Source organism: Tatumella sp. JGM91 (genome assembly GCF_018257575.1).
Lineage (GTDB): Bacteria > Pseudomonadota > Gammaproteobacteria > Enterobacterales > Enterobacteriaceae > Tatumella > Tatumella punctata.
The window spans coordinates 68,069-87,014 of the sequence record NZ_JAERJP010000014.1 but is presented as its reverse complement, the minus strand read 5'-3'; the positions used below and the strand labels follow the sequence as shown (position 1 = coordinate 87,014).

At 51.7% G+C, this 18,946-nt stretch carries 14 protein-coding genes; 3 read left to right on the top strand and 11 right to left on the bottom strand.

What is annotated here, in order from left to right:
• From JK198_RS11080 to JK198_RS11065, 4 genes are all read right to left on the bottom strand, one after another.
• On the bottom strand, positions 1–1,335 hold the full coding sequence (locus tag JK198_RS11080; RefSeq protein ID WP_212708627.1) for an LLM class flavin-dependent oxidoreductase: 1,335 nt from the start codon (positions 1,333–1,335) through the stop codon (positions 1–3).
• 591 nt (positions 1,336–1,926) lie between these two features.
• Positions 1,927–2,946 carry an NAD(P)-dependent alcohol dehydrogenase gene (locus tag JK198_RS11075; RefSeq protein WP_212708626.1) on the bottom strand — a complete coding sequence of 340 codons (1,020 nt, stop codon included), beginning with the start codon at positions 2,944–2,946 and terminating at the stop codon, positions 1,927–1,929.
• 152 nt (positions 2,947–3,098) lie between these two features.
• Positions 3,099–4,745, bottom strand: coding sequence for a class I fumarate hydratase FumA (gene fumA / locus JK198_RS11070; protein ID WP_212708625.1), 1,647 nt, complete (start codon positions 4,743–4,745; stop codon positions 3,099–3,101).
• Positions 4,746–4,894: 149 nt separating this feature from the next.
• Positions 4,895–6,409 carry an anion permease gene (locus tag JK198_RS11065; RefSeq protein WP_212710667.1) on the bottom strand — a complete coding sequence of 505 codons (1,515 nt, stop codon included), beginning with the start codon at positions 6,407–6,409 and terminating at the stop codon, positions 4,895–4,897.
• Positions 6,410–7,016: 607 nt separating this feature from the next.
• Here JK198_RS11065 and JK198_RS11060 point away from each other — a divergent pair.
• The gene (locus JK198_RS11060) at positions 7,017–9,806 is read left to right on the top strand and encodes a flavocytochrome c (protein ID WP_212710668.1); all 2,790 of its coding nucleotides are present in this window, start codon (positions 7,017–7,019) and stop codon (positions 9,804–9,806) included.
• A 37-nt stretch (positions 9,807–9,843) separates the two neighbouring features.
• Positions 9,844–10,800, top strand: a complete 957-nt coding sequence (locus tag JK198_RS11055; protein WP_212708622.1) for an FAD:protein FMN transferase — start codon at positions 9,844–9,846, stop codon at positions 10,798–10,800.
• A gap of 107 nt (positions 10,801–10,907) precedes the next feature.
• On the opposite strand, the gene JK198_RS11050 is transcribed toward JK198_RS11055, so the two are convergent.
• The 4 genes from JK198_RS11050 to JK198_RS11035 form a co-directional block, all read right to left on the bottom strand.
• Positions 10,908–11,123 (bottom strand): DUF6500 family protein, encoded by a 216-nt coding sequence (locus JK198_RS11050; protein WP_212708621.1) that lies wholly within the window; start codon positions 11,121–11,123, stop codon positions 10,908–10,910.
• Positions 11,124–11,184: 61 nt separating this feature from the next.
• A complete protein-coding gene (locus tag JK198_RS11045) occupies positions 11,185–11,646 on the bottom strand; it encodes a hypothetical protein (protein ID WP_212708620.1) in 462 nt (153 codons plus the stop codon).
• Positions 11,647–11,746: 100 nt separating this feature from the next.
• Positions 11,747–12,859 carry a metallophosphoesterase gene (locus JK198_RS11040; protein WP_343876666.1) on the bottom strand — a complete coding sequence of 371 codons (1,113 nt, stop codon included), beginning with the start codon at positions 12,857–12,859 and terminating at the stop codon, positions 11,747–11,749.
• A 343-nt stretch (positions 12,860–13,202) separates the two neighbouring features.
• Positions 13,203–14,438 carry a chloride channel protein gene (locus JK198_RS11035; RefSeq protein ID WP_212708619.1) on the bottom strand — a complete coding sequence of 412 codons (1,236 nt, stop codon included), beginning with the start codon at positions 14,436–14,438 and terminating at the stop codon, positions 13,203–13,205.
• A gap of 541 nt (positions 14,439–14,979) precedes the next feature.
• Here JK198_RS11035 and lpxP point away from each other — a divergent pair.
• Entirely contained in the window at positions 14,980–15,900 is a 921-nt protein-coding gene (gene lpxP / locus JK198_RS11030; protein WP_212708618.1) for a kdo(2)-lipid IV(A) palmitoleoyltransferase, read from the top strand.
• 222 nt (positions 15,901–16,122) lie between these two features.
• Here the strand turns inward: lpxP and JK198_RS11025 are convergent, their stop codons facing one another.
• From JK198_RS11025 to JK198_RS11015, 3 genes are all read right to left on the bottom strand, one after another.
• Entirely contained in the window at positions 16,123–16,332 is a 210-nt protein-coding gene (locus tag JK198_RS11025; RefSeq protein WP_212710669.1) for a hypothetical protein, read from the bottom strand.
• 29 nt (positions 16,333–16,361) lie between these two features.
• Positions 16,362–17,621 (bottom strand): glycoside hydrolase family 68 protein, encoded by a 1,260-nt coding sequence (locus tag JK198_RS11020; RefSeq protein ID WP_212710670.1) that lies wholly within the window; start codon positions 17,619–17,621, stop codon positions 16,362–16,364.
• Positions 17,622–18,629: 1,008 nt separating this feature from the next.
• Entirely contained in the window at positions 18,630–18,929 is a 300-nt protein-coding gene (locus JK198_RS11015) for a phage holin, lambda family (RefSeq protein ID WP_212708616.1), read from the bottom strand.
• Between the last annotated feature and the right edge of the window lie 17 nt (positions 18,930–18,946).

Genomic DNA, 18,946 nt, shown 5'->3' with positions numbered 1-18,946 from the left:
TTACTGACTCTCAAAAGGCGGATGAAAAGGTGGTGGTGTCAGCCCCAGGTGACTGCGCAGGGTTTTTCCCTGGTAGGATTTTCTGAACAGCCCCCGGCGCTGTAATTCGGGAATAACCGTCCGGGCAATATCGTCCAGTCCGGCAGGCAGGTGCGGGACCATAATATTGAAACCATCCGCGGCATATTCTTCGAACCAGCATTGAAGCTCGTCGGCAATTTGTTGCGCGGTCCCGATTACCGTGTGGTGACCGCGGCCACCGGCAATACGCAGGCCCAGCTCAGCCAGCGTCAGGTTTTCGCTGGCGGCGATCCCCCGTAGCAGAGCCTGACGGCTCTGCTGCCCTGAATCTGACAGCGGCAGTTCAGGCAGCGGTTGATCCTGCGGATAGCCGGACAGGTCAAAATTACCCAGCATTCTGCCTAATAACGCGATACCGACCTCCGGCTGAACCAGTTGCTGGAATTGCTGATACTTTTCTTCGGCTTCCTGCCGGGACTGGCCGGTGACCAGCAGTACGCCCGGCATAATTTTCAGACTGTTTTCGGGACGCTGGCAGGCACTGAGGCGCTGCCTGACGTCCTGATAGAACTCTTTAGCTTTTTTCAGATCAGACTGTGCGGTAAATACCAGATCGGCCGTTTTTGCCGCCAGGGCCTTACCGGCCTCCGAGGAACCTGCCTGCACGACCACGGGTTTACCCTGTGGTGAACGGGCAATATTTAATGGCCCGCTGACCTGAAAATAGTCACCACGGTGATGTAAGGGATGCATTTTTTCCGGACGGTAGGTCTGACCTGAAGCCTTATCATAGATAAAGGCATCGTCTTCCCAGCTATTCCACAAACCTTCCACCACCCGGTAAAATTCGGCGGCACGCAGGTAACGTTCCTGATGGCTGAAGTGTTGGTGCCGGTTAAAGTTAGCGGCTTCATTGGCGGCATCGGATGTCACCAGATTCCAGCCCGCTCTGCCACCGGACAGGTGATCCAGTGAGGCAAACTGCCGGGCGATATGATAAGGCTGGTTGTAGCTGGTGGTCGCGGTCGCAATCAGACCAATATGTTGCGTCACCGCCGCCAGCGATGCCAGTAATGTGACCGGTTCAAAATAGTTGGAACGGGCCATCTTATGGGCTTCGACAGAATCGAACACCGCCAGACTGTCGGCAAAAAACAGCATATCAAAACAGGCGCGTTCGGCCGTTTTCGCAATCTGAATATACTGCTGAATATCCAGCGGATCGGGGGCCACCTGTGGGTGGCGCCAGGCCGCGACATGATGCCCGGCCGGATGAATAAAAGCCCCCAGCGACAGTTGTTCATTTCTTGGCATAGTAAGTAACCGGTGAGTAATTTTTTCAAAACTATAACCAGACGACGGGTATTTATTTAATGCTGATTGGTGCATTACTCTGCACATTTTTTGCTAATCATTGCCTTACTGCCGGAAGACCCCGTGAAATAACGGGAAGTGTGATGAGGTTAGCCGGTTGTCGCGGTGAAAAATCAGGATATAACGGTTAATTATTACTTATAAATTCCCGGCTTTTTGCCGACAGAGCGCGGGCCTGAAAATGGCCGCAGAACGGCGGGACTTACTGCTGACAGTCCCGGTGCATTAGGTGAACAGCCGCAGGGCCAGTGAGCAACGCCTTTCATCGGGGGGATGGATAGCATTATTGCCGGGGGCGGAGCGGATAAATGTTTTAGCCGGAGAACTGCTGCACTTTTATGATCAGCTAAAACTGCCGCTGGCCCTTGCCGTATCGGGGGGAACTTGCATCACCGGGAAGAGACGAACCATAGGATTGCCGGGAGGTGACCGGCCGACAGCCGGTTTCAGGTGGTGGCTGCCATTGAAACAGCCGGTAAAACCGGAGAGTAATCACTGAGATTGCGGCCCGCAAGACGGGCCGCTGAAATATCAGAAATCAGCTTTCAGTACTGCACGGTAACGGGCTTTACCGTCACGGACATGCTGAATAGCCTCATTGATTTTTGACATCGGGAACAGTTCGGTCTGTGGTTTGACGCCGGAACGGGCCGCCAGTTTTACCAGACTGCGCAGCTCGTGAGGAGAACCGGTCGAAGAACCGGAAAGGCTACGGTCACCGGCAATCAGGGTAAAGGCCGGGACTTCAAACGGTTTCATTACGGCGCCGACGGTATGGAAACTGCCATTGTAAGCCAGCGCCTGGAAATACGGCATCCAGTCCAGAGACACATTGATGGTATTAATGATCAGGTCGAACTGACCCGCCAGTGCTGTAAGTGCTTCAGGATCACGGCTGTTAACCACTTTATCCGCCCCCATCGCCAGAATTTCCGCTTCTTTCGACGGTGATGAGCTAAACGCGGTCACCTCACAGCCCATTGCATGCAGTAACTTGATGGCAATGTGTCCCAGCCCGCCAATCCCGATCACGCCGACACGGCTGGTCGCGGTGATATGGTGCTGCAGTAACGGTTTGAATACCGTAATACCGCCGCACAACAGCGGGCCGGCAGATTCGATATCCAGCGCTTCCGGTAACGGGATCACCCACTGCCAGTCGGCACGGATCTTCTCGGCAAAGCCACCACGGTTCAGGATAGTGGGTACGCTGCCCTGCTGACAGTTGCTCTGACTGCCGCTGATACAGGCGTCACAGTGACCACAGCTGCGGGCTGTCCAGCCAATGCCGACCCGCTGGCCGATTTTCAGGCCTTTGCTCTGTGCGGCTGCGCCCAGAGCGTGGACACGGCCGACAATTTCGTGGCCTGCAACCAGCGGATATTGTGAAATTCCCCATTCATTATCGATCATCGACAAATCCGAGTGGCAGATACCGCAGTATTCTACTTTGACTTCAACATCTTCGGCAGCAAGCTCGCCGGCATCAAATTCATACAGTTCCAGTTCTGCGCCAGCTTCTGCTGCGGCGTAGCTTTTAATCTTGCTCATGATGTTCTCCTCTCAAGGGTGTGGTTGTCAGTGTAGAACATTACACGACAGTCACGGAAAAAACGTCGCGGAGAATATTACATTACTGCGGGCAGGGGTTACCCGTTATTGCGGAAACGGCCTGCGGGAAAGCAGGCCGTGATTGTTTGCGGTTATTTTGCGCAACCGGCACACTGGTTTTGCAGGATCTGGCTGAAAAAGTCGTTTCCTTTATCGTCTACCAGAATAAATGCCGGGAAGTTTTGTACTTCAATTTTCCAGATGGCTTCCATACCCAGTTCCGGGTATTCGACACACTCGAGGCTTTTTACGCTCTGTTGTGCCAGTACCGCTGCCGGTCCGCCGATACTGCCAAGATAAAATCCGCCATGTTTCTGACAGGCATCGGTAACCTGCTGACTGCGGTTACCTTTTGCCAGCATAATCATGCTGCCGCCATGGGCCTGAAGCAGATCAACATAAGAGTCCATACGCCCGGCGGTGGTCGGGCCGAGGGAGCCGGAGGCATAGCCAGCCGGTGTTTTGGCCGGGCCGGCATAATATACCGGATGATCTTTGATGTATTGCGGCAGATCTTCGCCGTTATCCAGCCGTTCTTTCAGCTTCGCATGGGCAATATCACGCGCCACAATAATGGTGCCGTTCAGTGACAGCCGGGTAGAGACCGGATACTGTGTCAGCAGGGCGAGTATCTCTTTCATCGGCCGGTTAAGGTCGATATCCACTACCGTACTTTCGCCTTCCCGGCGCAGATGTTCCGGGATCAGTCTGGCCGGATTATGTTCCAGCTTTTCAATCCACACCCCCTGGCGATTAATTTTGGCTTTAATATTCCGGTCCGCGGAACAGGACACCCCCATTCCTATCGGACAGGAGGCGCCGTGGCGTGGCAGGCGGATGACCCGGATATCATGGGCAAAATATTTACCACCGAATTGTGCACCCAGCCCGAGGCTGTGAGCTTCTTTTAACAACGCCTGTTCAAGTTCCGTATCACGGAAAGCCTGTCCATAGTGATTACCTTCAGTTGGCAGTCCGTCGTAATAATGGGTGGATGCCAGTTTCACCGTTTTCAGGGTACTTTCGGCGGAGGTACCGCCGATCACAAAGGCAATATGGTAGGGCGGGCAGGCCGCAGTGCCGAGAGTGCGCATTTTCTCCACCAGGTATTGTTGCAGTTTACCGGGACTGAGCAGTGCCTTGGTTTCCTGATAGAGATAGGTTTTGTTCGCTGAACCGCCGCCTTTGGCGATACAGAGAAATTTATATTCATCACCATCGACACTGTACAGATCAATCTGCGCCGGCAGGTTGGTGCCTGTATTCACTTCTTTATACATGTCCAGTGCAGCATTCTGCGAATAACGCAGATTATCCTGCCGGAAAGTATTAAATACGCCGCGGGACAGGCTGGCTTCATCACCGCCACCGGTCCAGATCCGCTGGCCTTTTTTGCCCATAATGATCGCGGTTCCCGTATCCTGACAGGTTGGCAGAATACCTTTGGCAGCAATCTCTGAATTTCTCAGAAATTGTAAGGCGACATAGCGATCGTTTTCACTGGCTTCAGGATCAGCAAGAATAGCCGCCACCTGTTGCTGGTGGGCGGTACGCAGCATAAATGATGCATCATGGAATGCCTGCTGAGCCAGCAGGGTGAGTGCTTCCGGGGCGACTTTGATCACCTCTTCGCCGTCAAAACTGGCAACTGAGACATAATCACTGCTCAGCAGGTAATAGTCAGTCTGATCTTCGGTGACCGGAAAAGGGTCCTGATAATGGAAAGGTGTATTCGACATGTTTTCTCACTTAATCGGCAGCAACGGGATGCCGTTGCGCTTCGCAAAATACTGATGGTAATTATTATGTCCCCCCGCCACCCGCTGATAGCGGTCGCGGAGGGATAATCATTTAACGCATTAATACCTGCAGCGATAAACCCGATCTGTCAGCCGAAGACCATCGCCATCCATGGATAGCCGATAAGCAGCAGGGCCGCAAGAAAGATAGCCCCGAAAATGGTCCCGAGACGCCAGTAATCGGCGGTTGGCAGATAGCCGCTGCCATAGTATATCGGGCTTGGTCCGGTACCGTAAGGGGTGATAATCCCCATGATCCCCAGGGATGTGACCATCATCAGACAAAAAACCTGCATATCCAGGCCCGGGATAGTGGCGGCAATGGTCAGCATCGCCGGCAGCAGAGCGGTGGTATGTGCCGTGGTACTGGCGAACAGATAGTGCAGCAAAAAGAACGCCACCACTAAGATAAGGCTGGCGACGCCCGGCGATATTCCTCCCATCAGTGCCCCGCCTTCTTTACCCAGCCAGCTAATAAATCCGGTGGAGGAAAGGCCATCAGCCAGGGCGACCAGGGTGGCAAACCAGGCAAAGGTATTCCAGGCGGCTTTATTACCGGTGATATCGCTCCAGTTCAGTACCCCGGTCCATAACATCAGGGTAATGACCAGCATGGCAGCCATCGCCGGTTCAATCCAGCGGGTGGCAAAGATCCACATTGCCAGAGCAGCGCAGACAAAGACCAGTAGCAGAATTTCGTTACGCGACAGTCTGCCGAGTTTCTCCAGCTCACGGGTTGCCCAGCGGGGGACTTCATCATTGACTTTGACTTCCGGCGGATAAAACAGATACGCCAGCAACGGCATCAGCAGAATCAGGATCACTCCGACCGGCAGAAAGGCGATAAACCAGTTACCCCAGGAAATCGTGATACCGGTGATACTTTTAACCAGCGCCAGGGCCAGCAAGTTGGGGGCCAGAGCAGACAGAAACATAGAGCTGGTAATACAGGCCGCGGTAATGGCGACCCACATCAGATAAGAGCCGATCCGCCTGGCGCTGGGGTCATTAGGCTTAGAGTCATACAATGGCGGCAGGTTGGCAATAATCGGGTAGATGGTGCCCCCGCTACGGGCGGTGTTGGAAGGCGTAAAAGGGGCCAGCAGTAAATCAGCAAAGGTGATGGCATAACCGAGAGTCAGGCTGCGGCGCCCCAGGTATTTCACCAGTATCAGGGCAAGACGACGGCCGAACTGCGTTTTGTCATAACCGGCAGCAAACATAAAGGCACCGAAAATCAGCCATACAGTGGAATTCCCGAAACCACTGACGGCCCATTTAAATGATTGCCCAGCCAGTTTAAACCCGGCAGCAGCCTGTTGTTCCGGGCTGAACAGCAGCCACTGACTGAACAGTGCAATCACGACTACGCCGGTCAGACCAATCACTGCCCCGGGTAACGGCTCAAAAATCAACCCGACAATCACCCCGACGAAAATAGCGAAGAAATGCCATGCATAAGGAGGAAGTCCTGCCGGCACCGGTACAGCTAATAACAACAGTGCAACAATTATTGGCAGTAGCAACAATATCAAACGGTTTTTTTTGCCTGCGGCAGGGGGAGACCCGTTCAGCGGCGGTGCAGTATTTAATTTTACGTTCATCGTCTTTTTCTGTTAGTAGTTTAAATATTAAGGTAGCAGCGTACAGGTAATATTGCATTTCCGGCGATAGTTTTATTCCGTATGAGCGGAAGCCGTTGAAATAGCGCTTGTAATTATATCCGGCATAGTACCTCATCTGACTGACAGATAAAGTGTTTATATCATCGGCGCTCTCTTTTTTTAGCCGTTGATCCTGATCAACGAACTGGAATTAAAATTTTATTTTTTAAATTATATTTTTAAATTCGAGGTGTTGTAGCGACTTTCAGGGTTAATCAATATCTGGCAGAATAAAAAACTGCCTGTCAGTTTTATTATAGATAAAAGTAGTTAATTAGAGGATCTGTTAACCTTACCGGTCAGTTTATCTTGTTGTTTGTTTGTAATTCGCTTGTTAATCTGAACTAAATAACCTGATTGGTATTTATCAGGCCGGACCAGATAATCAATATATTTAAAACTCTTTTTTTTGAGTTTAATTAATGTATGTCATAAGTTTTTACCGGGGGGTGTGATTGAATCCGGTCATCTGTTACGGGGGCGATAATACCGACCATCCCCGTGATATTCTGCAATAAAAAGCATCAGACATTTTCCGGAGTAGATCATGACATATCCTGATCCGCAGTTAGCGGAGCCGTTAACCCTGTCCTGTGGCACCGTGCTGAAAAATCGTTTAGTGATGGCCCCGATGACGACCTGTGCCGGATTTTATAATGGCAGTGTGACCAGTGAACTGGTGGAATATTATCGTCAGCGTGCCGGTGAAGCTGCGGTGATTATTGTTGAATGCTGTTATGTGGAAGATAACGGACCTGCCTTCCCCGGCGCTCTGGGGATTGACAGTGACATGAAAATTACCGGGCTGGAGAAAATAGCCTCCGCGATAAAACAGCGCGGTTCAAAAGCGGTATTGCAGATTTATCACGGTGGCCGGATGAGCGAACCCCTGCTGATTGGTGGCCGCCAGCCGGTCGCTCCCTCCGCGGTTGCTATTCCCCGGGAAGGGGCAGCCACACCACGGGCATTATCGGCTGAGGAAGTCAGTGGTATGGTGGAAAAATTCGGCCAGGCGGTTCGCCGCGCGATTGCCGCCGGATTTGATGGTGTGGAAATTCACGGGGCAAATACTTACCTGATTCAGCAGTTTTTCTCTCCCCATGCTAACCGCCGCGATGACCAATGGGGCGGTAACAGCGAAAAACGCGCCCGTTTTCCGCTGGCGGTGCTGGACATTACCCGTCAGATGGCCAGGCAGTATGCAGAACCGGGCTTTATTATCGGTTACCGTTTCTCTCCTGAAGAAACGGAGCAGCCGGGTATTCGCTTTGCCGATACCTTGTATTTGCTGGATAAACTGGCCACTGCCGGGCTGGATTATGTCCATTTTTCGATGAATCATATTTTGCGCAGTTCACTGGTGGATACCGCTGACCGGCAGCCATTAATTGATAAATATATGGCAGGGCGTTCAGCTGCCCTGGCGACAGTGCCGGTAATTGGTGTGGGCAGTGTTACCGGGCCAGAGGATGTAACACAGGCCTTTTCGCATGGTTATTCTCTGGTGGCTGTCGGCCGGGCAGCGATTGCCAGTCCGGCCTGGAGCCAGCGTTTACTGGCAGGAGAATCCCTGACATTAACTATCGATAATCGTCAGCGCGAGGCATTATGTATCCCTGAACCGCTCTGGTATTTCCCGCAGGTTGCCGCCATGGTACGGGATATGAGCCTCGCCACGGGCAAGTTTGCTGCCGGTAGCTTCCGTGAAACCCTGCAGGATGATCAAGGGGACAGTCAGCTTACCGTAGTCCTGTCAGAAGACCGCATTACCGATCTGATGCTTGATGCCGCGCCAGCGGAAGATGTCGAATTTACCACCCATTTTAAGCAACTGCGCTCGCGGATCCTTGATGCCAACAGTCCTTATGTGGATGCGGTGACCGGGGCGACGACCCGGAGTGAAGAGATTAAAAAAGCGGTAGCCAGGGTGATGATGACCTCAGCACGCCAAAGGTTACAGCAGGAAAACGGGGGTCAGCCAGCCTCTTATGATGTGGTGGTCATTGGCAGTGGCGGGGCCGGGTTAACCGCGGCCATTCAGGCCAGTGAGCTGGGGGCGAAAGTCCTGATTGTCGAGAAAATGCCGATCCCCGGCGGGAATACTCTGAAAGCGTCGGTCGGCATGAACGCAGCGGAAACCCGTTTCCAGACACTTAAAGGGATCAGCGACAGTAAAGAGCTGTTTTATCAGGAAACTCTGGCCGGCGGCCAGGGGAAAAATAATACAGTATTGCTGCATGAATTTGTGGAGCAGGCTCCGCAGGCTATCGACTGGCTGGCAGAGCGCGGCATTGTATTAAGTGATATCACTATCACAGGGGGGATGAGTATTGACAGAACCCACCGTCCGGCGGATGCCTCTGCGGTCGGGGGCTATCTGGTCAGTGGCTTACTGAAAAATATTCAGCAGCGGCCGGATATTGAAATTATGACGGATACCAGTGTGACCGGTATTTGTTGTCAGGACGGGCAGGTCTGCGGGGTAACCCTGATGAATACTCAGCAGGAAAGCCAGGATATCAGTTGCCGCAGCCTGGTGGTGGCGACCGGCGGGTTCAGTGCTAACCCGCAGATGGTGGTGCATTACCGCCCGGATCTGGCAGGGTTTGTGACGACCAATCATCCGGGGGCGACCGGCAGTGGTATTGCCCTGCTACAGACGCTCGGTGCCGGAACCGTGGATATGGGGGAAATACAAATCCATCCGACCGTCGAACAGACAACCTCCTACCTGATTTCTGAAGCCATACGTGGCGGTGGGGCGATTCTGGTCAGTCAGCAGGGACAACGGTTTATCAACGAAATGGATACCCGCGATAAGGTCTCGGCCAGGATTATTGGTTTACCGGAAAAAGCCGCATGGATTATCTTTGACCAGCAGATCCGTGAGCATAATAAAGCCACCGAAACCTATATTGCCCGCGGCTTTGTAATCAGTGCCGAGACCCCGGCAGCACTGGCTGCGGCACTGGCGATGGATACTGCTGCGTTACAGACCACCCTGGATCAGTATAATCGTGTCGTGACACATCAGCAGGCAGATATCTTTGGCCGTACCACGGCACTGCGGCAGCCGCTGGATCACGGACCTTACTATGCTATCCGTATCGCTCCCGGGGTGCATCACACCATGGGTGGCGTTACCATCAATACCCGTGCCGAAGTCCTCGGGCAGAACCGTCAGCCACTGGCCGGGGTATTTGCCGCGGGTGAAGTGGTCGGTGGTATTCATGGCGGTAACCGGATTGGCGGCAATGCGGTGGCAGATATTGTTATCTTTGGCCGTATGGCGGGTGAAAATGCGGCCGGGTATGCGCTGCGTCAGCAGCAGGACTGACGACAGGCCCGCAGATCACCGCAACGGGGTACAAACAATGGACAGGACACAGGGCAGTTACTGCTACAGAGCGGTAATGATGGGGACGGATATTGAATTACAACTGGCCGGCCATCAGCCTGAACTGGCACGGCAGGTTTTCCGTATCATTCAACAGCTGGAAAATCTGCTGACGGTTAACCGGCCAGATTCTCAGCTGATGGCGGTGAACCGCGCGGCGGGGCAGCATGGGGTAAGTGTTGACCGGCAGGTATTTGAGCTGATTGACTGTGCTCATCAGGTCAGCCTGCAGGGCGGCTGTTTTAATCTCGCCATTGGCCCGCTGGTGAAATGCTGGAAAATTGGCTTCAGCGGTGATTCTGTGCCGTCACCGGCAACCCTGAAATCGTTACTGAATCTCTGTGACCCGCGGGCAGTGGTGCTGGACAGGCAGCGCTGTTCGATTTTTCTGACCCGGCCCGGTATGGAAATTGACGCCGGGGCGATTGCTAAGGGCTATATCGCCGACAGGGTATGCGGGTTTCTGCAACAGCAGGGTACGCGACAGGCGCTGATTAACCTGGGGGGGAATATCAGGGTGACAGAGGCGGTTGCGCCGGCAACCGCGTGGTCAGTCGGGTTGCGTCAGCCCTTTTCTGAACACGGGGCCTTACTGGGCGTGATCACTGTGAATGACCGGTCGGTAGTCACCTCAGGTGTCAGTGAGCGCTATTTTATTTGTGGCGGCCGCCATTATCATCATATTCTCGATCCCCGCAGCGGTTATCCGCTGGATAATGATTTACTCAGTGTTACGGTGATCAGTGCCGACTCTGTCAGCGGCGAAATTCACAGTACACAATTGTACGGAATGGGGCTGCAACGGGCCGGTCACTGGCTGACAACCCGCCATGATATTGAAGCTATTTTTGTCACCCGTGACGGCCGGGTGGTCTGCCCGTCACAGCGGCAGTTCAGCTTCCGGCAAACGGCCGGCATGCCGGTAACCGGCTGAGCTGTCGCTGTGAAATAAGATTTCCGGGCGCTGATGCCCTGCGTGAACAGCGCCAGGCGGTACCGTCTGGCAGCATTGTCTGATGATCGGACGGATTCAGCAAAGAACTACAGGGCAGAGACGAGAGCTTTTATTTTCTCCGCTTTTTCAAAGTGATCCAGTTTCATCTCCATAATCCACCAGTGGGCGACCTCCATCAGCAGGTGCGGGTCATCATTTTTATTAGCAAAGAAAGCATAAAAAGACAGCCCGGCAGTACTGCCTCTGGTGGCGATTTTTGCTTCACAGATCCTGATAATCTTCTCTCTGAGGGCCGGGCGCATGATAATTCTCCGTGATGATCTTTGATCTGAAGGGGATGATAATTCAGGACTGTCAGAATATTTATCCATGCTTTATTTCCGGTATCACCTGTCTTTTCAGCTGTCTTCTGATTTCATCCTGTGTATTACTGAACTCAGGGAAATGATCTACCAGTTTATCCAGGTGGATAATCACTTCGAGCACCGGCAGGGAAAATACAGCATTTTTCTGTCCGGCAGTACGACATTCGCTTAATGCCGAGTCTATCTGGCTGATCAGAATATAATAGCGTGAGATTGCCATCATCTCCGAATAGCGGGCTGTTTCTGCGTCGCTGATACGACTGTCGACATTTTTTACCGACGGCAGAAAATCAATAATATCTCTGGCTGTTTCATTTAACTCCCTTATTTTCCTGTCCCAGCGGTCTCTGTTCCATTGCCTGCTGCCATTCATAATAGCGATATACGAAATTATCGCTGCTGCAATGGCAATGGCAGCTGAGGTCACATCTGCGATAGCCGAAAACCACTCTGCTTTCATAACACCCCTTTATCTGATCCGCCCCACCCGTGTACCTGTCAGACAGAGACACCACTGGCGGGCTATTTTTCCCGGCAGACAGTCTCTCTGTGGTACAGGATCAGCCTTTCTGTAAGGTAAATAAGGTAATCTCTGACGGATGTCCCAGTCTTAGGGCAAACCCATTCCATAATCCGGTCCCGTTGCTGACATACAGCAGCATCCGGCCCAGCCGGTATTCCCCGGAATAAAATCCATGATTCGCCCGTTTCACCAGTAAGTCCAGCCCCGGGACCATACCGCCGTGAGTATGGCCGGACAACTGCAGGTCGGCTCCGGCCGCCGCATTCTGCCGGGCATTGACTGGCCGGTGATCGAGCAGAATCAGGGTATCACCGGCAGAAACGCCCTGCAGGGCTTCTGATAATGCCGGACCGGGCTGCGAAAAACGTAATGCGGCTTCATCGGTAACCCCTGCTACGACAATACTCTGATTACCGCGATAGATACGTACCGACTGATTAAGTAATTCCTGCATTCCCAGAGCGGCTGTTTCTTTCATCCATGCGGAAAAATTAACGTAATACTCATGGTTACCGGGGATTGCCAGTACCCCGTCTCTGGCATGTAATTGTTTTAACGGTGCAACATCTGCGCGGCGATTTTCGACAGTACCATCGGCAATATCACCGGTCATGGTGATTAAATCCGGCTGCAGGGCATTGGTACGCTGTACCACCTGCGCCATCCACCCGGCACGTAAGAGAGAACTGGCATGTAAATCGGTCAGCTGTACCAGCCGGTAGCCTTCAAATGCCGGGGGCAGGTGAGCAATGTTGACTGTCACATTTTTGACGGCAGGCACTTTGACGGCCTGCCAGGCGGCATAACCGGCGACCAGCAAAGAAATAATCAGCAGTCCGTGACTGACCGGCATTTGTCCGGTCAGAGGATGCCCTGCCAGCCGGGCGATGCCGCCGATCAGTGCCTGTATCAGCAGCAGTAAAGTGAACAGTATTTCTGCGCCAAACAGGGCATTGATCGCCACCATCATTGGTTGCGGGAATTCGGGGGAAAAGATATTACCGAACAGCAGCCGGTAAATCAGATGACATTCGGCGACCAGTAATACGGCAATAAAAAGAATGACTCTGAGGGCTGTCGGAAAGGGAAGGTGTAAAATAAAACGCCAGCCAATCACCAGCGCCATAATCGGGGTAATAAAAGGTAACACGTCCACTCCTGTCACTGGTTATCGTCAGTTTAACTCTAGCACTGCACAGGAAATTAGCACACGGATAATTCCGTACCCTGCGTCATCAGCCGGACAAAGTTTCGACAGGAACGGGTGGTGACAGGCCCGCGGAGAACCGTGCGTGTTTCACCCCGGCGGCAGCGGCTTATCGTCTGTGGCCGGTTAAATCAGCAGAATACAGGGAATAAGATAGCTGCCCCGCTGTGGTAGTTGCGGGCCTGAGAATGGCGGACATCGAAAACGGAAGAGGCCCGGCGGCGCTGCTCTTCGCGTCGTCAGACAGCAGGGATTCCGGGCGGCCTCCCCGCGATAAGCAATATCGTTATTTTAGTTTCTCTATGGCGTAACAGGTGGCAAACGAGCCTCCAACCGCCAGCATTATCGGGATCACCAGAGAACCGTCCGCATGGGTAAACTCAGCGGCCAGTGTAATGGCTGTCAGTGGCATTTGCATTGAGGATGCAAGAAAGGCTGCGGCACCGATCAAGGCAATTCCGGCCTGATCGCTGGCCGGCAGAAATGAAGAACAGCAACTGAACAGGATACTCGCCAGCAGGGCGCCGAGAGTAAAGCCGGGGGTTAATACGCCGCCTTCAGCCCCGGCGCGTAATACGGCACCGACTAAAATGATTTTCAGTACCAGTAAAATGACTGGTAGCATACCGCTCAGATCACCATACAACGCCAGCTGGGTCGGGCCTTTACCATTGCCGGGTAACTGCGGAAACCAGACAGACAGCAGACCGGTCAGTCCAAAACTCATCAGGCATAACACCGGCATTTGCCAGTTTGTTTTCACCCCCTGACGGGCACGGGCGGTGTAACGGCGGAACAAATGGGCGGCGCAGCCGAAAAGGGGAGATGTCACTATCGCCCAGAGTATCAGAGAATGATCCGCGACAGGCGCTGTAAAATGATACTGAGAGCCGCTTCCCAGACCGAGACTGGCAACCAGTGCGGCAATGGCGGAGGTCACCAATGCCGCAAGTACACAGGACCCGCGGAAAGAAACCAACAGCACTTCCAGGGTAAACAGCGCCCCCGCCAGCGGGACGTTATAGACAGCGGCCAGACCTGCGCCTGCACCGCAGGCAATAATCACTTTACTTTGTTCCGCCGGCAGCTGAAAACGCCGTGACAGAGACGTTGCAGCCAGCGCACCGATTTCCCGCGGGGCAACTTCACGTCCGAGGGGAGAGCCCAGCCCGACGGTAATAATCTGCAATAAGGCATGGATCAGCGTAGTAATAAAAGGCATCGGATGGCGGATATCTTTTACGGCGGCAGCAACCGACACTCTGGGTTTACCGTAACGGGCCAGCAGCCACCAGCCGATTCCGGCAATCAGACCACCGCACAGCAGTGCAGTAACACGCCGTTCAGGGCTTGCAGCACTGACACCCTGTAAAAAGCTTTCTGCACTGATGATCATATGCTGGCTATAGCCAAAACCCAGATGTTGTACTGAGTGTAATAACATCGCCAGCAGCATGCCCCCCAGCCCGGATAACAGCCCGGTCAGTACAACGACTCCGGAAAATTTATATGACGTGATCATTCGGCAGCCTTTACACAATTAAACGTTAACCTGTTGAACAAACAGCAGTATGACAAAACCTGATGTCATCCTGCTTCAGCAACCGTGCTTTCGGCGGACTGGCAGCGAAAAAAAAGATATTGTTCTGATAAGTATCAGAATTTAATTAATTAAAATCATTAATGTCATATCGGCGTTATCTGAAGCTGATATTTACTGGTTTCGTTACCGTAATATAAAAACTTCCTGTCGGGGTGTCATTGTTCAGACGTTTACCGATAGTAACCATATTTTATAAATATTTTAATAAAACAAACGGATACATCTCTATAGTGCTCAGTATGTAACCACAGGGTGGCGAATAACCGCGGGTAATTCAATAATTATTCGTAACTGCTCATATTTCCTATATCATCTCGCCGTTAAAGACCATACCATTAGTTTCCGGAAAGATAGTCACGGACCTAAATTGTTACATTATGGTTTCTGAATTATTTATCCGCGGGCTTGTCTTAGTTAGTGGACGTAGCGCGATCTCTGCTTATGAATTGGTGGTACTGGTATGAAAAAGAGTCGTGGATTCAAACTTAGCTTCCTGAATCCCAAATATTTTATGTTATGGCTGGGTATGGGCATTTTGTGGTGCCTTGTTCAGTTGCCTTATCCGCTGCTACTGTGGCTGGGAAAATCGCTTGGTTCATGGTCACAGCCCTTCCTGAAAAGACGTAAATCTATTGCCCGCCAGAATATCCGGCTGTGTTTTCCAGGGATGAGTCAGCAGGACCAGGAAAAGTTTCTGCAACGAAATTTTGAATCTCTCGGACTGGGCCTTATCGAAACCGGTATGGCGTGGTTCTGGTCAGATAAACGAATCCGCAAATGGTTTGAGGTGGAAGGTCTGCAAAATCTGCAACAGGCTCAGGCTAATCAGCGGGGAGTCATGTGTGTGGGTGTTCACTTTATGTCTCTTGAGCTGGGTGGCAGGGTGATGGGGATTTGCCAGCCGATGATGGCAACGTATCGTCCGCACAATAATCCGCTGATGGAGTGGATACAGACCCGTGGTCGTTTGCGCTCGAATAAAGAGATGATTGACCGCAGGGATCTGCGCGGAATGGTCAGTAAACTGAAACAGGGTGAAGCCGTATGGTTTGCCCCTGATCAGGATTACGGCAGTAAAGGCAGTTCGTTTGTTCCGTTTTTCGGGGTGGATAATGTCGCCACCACTAACGGGACTTATGTGCTGTCGCGTTTATCCCGCGCAGAATTACTGACCATTACGCTGGTACGTAAATCGGACGGCAGAGGCTATAAATTACATATCGAAGCCCCGTTGCAGGATTTTCCTTCCACAGAAACCCTGGCAGCTGCGTATATGAACCGTGTGATTGAGAAAGAGATTATGCGGGCGCCGGAGCAGTATATGTGGGTTCACCGGCGTTTTAAGACCCGGCCGATGGGTGAAGCTTCGTTATATCTCTGACAAGGACTGGCAGGCGACGGGCCTGCCGTCTGTTCCTTTACTCTCTCTTTATTCTGTGAATAGTTAGCGGTTACTCTGCTCTTTTTACTGCACGCCTGTGATCCCCCCTGTTGTAACAGAACTGTATTCGATGGCCGGTGAGTACTGCTATTTCGCCGGTTATCCGCCGTGTGGCAGAGACTGCCACAACGGGGAACCTGAGCTGATATACCGGCGACCCGTTCAACGGGTAATCCCTGCTGTCACTGCTTCGTGGCCGGCGCTGGCAGGCAGATTTTTCCGGTGGCCTGCGGACTGGCGGATACGGATAGCGGTTAATCGCGCGGCGGGGGAAGAACTGTTTATGGCAGCGACCGGGCTGGCAGAGAACAACAGGAAACGGAATAACCGGGAAAAAAGATGGCTGAACGCAGAAAAATGCTGACGCAGCATTGGCTGCGTCAGCATTGAGAGGGGGGGGGTTATTTAACGACTACGTTCTCCATTGGCGGAATAAAGCCGTAATCGAATTCTTTGACCATAAAGGTACGGTTGCCTTCGATTTTGATTTGTACGGTCGGCGCTTCAGTACCACCAATCCGGTACTCTCCGTCGTAGTCACCATTGCTGGCCGGTACGGTATCGATAAACGATGTCACCAGGCCATTTGGCATCACACAGTGTGAATAGGTCTGTAATGGCTGAGAGGACGGATTACCTAATACCAGTCCGGAACCGTTCAGCGGCTCATAAGGCCCGAACAGTGAATCACTGACAAAACCGTATACACCGTCAGGACCTGTCAGGTTATCCGCATAAGTTGATTTATGACTGATGGTGAACAGGTAGTATTTACCATCTTTAAACACAAAGTGCGGACGTTCAGTCTGGTCATTGACACCAACCGCAGTAATCAGCGGTGGCAGCAACTGCCAGTCATTACCTTCTTTATCTTTGGCGGCTGCCAGTCCGATACAACCGGTCTGATAGCGTGCACCACCGACATCGTCATAACCCGGGGGAATATCACCCATATCATCGCTGGTAATGACATGTGAACCGCGTTCTCCGGCGACGTTCCCTTCAAACACCATATACAGGTTGCCATCGTTCGGGTCGATGAACGGGCTCGGGTCGCGGAAACCCCAGTAAGGGTTTTGTTGTTCGGTCTGGTAGTAGAAACCATCGGCAGAAAACAGCTCGATAACTTCTTCGAAACCGGACAGCGTCACACCACGGTTATCGGCAGCAATTTTACCTTTAACTTTAACGATAGTCGCGCCCGGAGTGACACAGGTGTAATACAGCTCAATATCACCATCTTCGTTCAGCAGGATAGGAGTACCCGCCCATTCACGGGTGGTGGGTGATACACCTTCAGCCATTACCCGTCCGCCAAATGTCCAGTTAGTACTGTCTTTAGAGTACCAGTAACAGATACGGGCACGGCCATGACGGTTGTTCCAGTCCGTATAAATGTCGTAATTACCGTTGGCATCCAGATATTCAGATGGCTGACGATCTGCGGTCAGGGTAAAAATAACTGACCAGCCATTCACTGATACAATGTTACCGTCGTATTTACGCAGCGGCAGAGTATCCCAGATAAATACTTCATCGCTCATGACCGGGAAGTCAATGCTGACCACTGGCTGAGTGGTGGTAGGATCATCCGCTTTGACTTTAAGTGCATCCGCACGGCTCCAGGCAGTAGTCTGAACTTTATCTTGTAAATTTTTCATAATTAAAAACCTCCGTAGTTAAGTGAGGCTTCATAAAAACACGCCGGAGAAATAAAAAAAATCAGTCACTGATTTGCCAGCTTTCACACAACAAACACAATGAAAATTAAGGAGTTTATGTTGTGTGGTGGCAGGAACAAATAACATCGTTTGTGAATAAATAAGCGGGATGACATGCTGTTCTGTTTTTTTATTTTTCCTGCCAGAAAAATAACCCTCCCGTGATAAGAAATATTATTTTTCAGATAATCGGATGTCGTGAAATAGCCTGTTGCAGAAACAATAACGTAAAAAGACTTGCGGGCAGGAATGGTGAGCAGTTGCCTGATGGTGTCTTATCACCGACCAACACTGATTGCAGAGATCCGTACTTAATCCGGCTCGCGGCTCAGTACAATTCAGAATGAAGACTGAAAACGAAATTGTATTTCAATGGAATTGCCATCGGGAAAATGAATAGCCACCCGGCAGCCATAAAGTAAACCCGCTTAACGGAAGGTGGTGATGTGCGGTGGTCATTGATTGCGGGTTTCGGCCGGATAATTGCTGGCTGTTATGGGGTTTACGCGCCTTCCTGTGGTGATCCTTAGCGAAATCTTCCCTCAGCAAACACCTGAATGGACCATAAAGAGAGGGGGTTCCGGCAGTCGGCAAAACGATAATCGCGGTGTTTTATGATACGCCGGTGATAAAAGGAGAAGGGTCACTGAGCAGAGGCTGGTTTTCCGGACCCGGAGGAGGAAAAATATAAAAAAACAGGCCGGGAAAATTCCCGGCCTGATGCTGTAAGGCACTTACAGAGCCCGGTACTGTTACTGATAACAGACAGGGTACTCCGGGTGACTTATGTAAACCACGATGTTAACAAATATTAGAAATGCCCTATAATGTATAGGGTTATGTGGTGATAACTCAGTATTCCCCATAAAAATTTATAACCAAGGATGAGCACAGAGCCCCCTTACCCGGCCGGATATTTACCCGCAGCGATCAAGCGCCGTGAAGAAATCAGATTCGTTTCATAATAATGCGATTGATCCAGAAGCTGATTTTTTTAACACCCATAAATCCGATAAAACCGCCAACCGAAACAGTCAGCTGGCTGGAAACACCTAAATAATTCATCAGAGATACGGAGACAAAGGTAAGGCAGCCACAGATCCCGCCTTCAAGTAAGGTTTCTATAATATTTCGTCCCGAATAGATCATCCGTAATAAAGCCATAAAGACGGAAATAAAAACCCCGAAAAAAACCGAATCTCCGCGAGCCACACCTTTAACCGCATTCACGATATTATTTATGTCCACAGTCATTTTCCCGATAA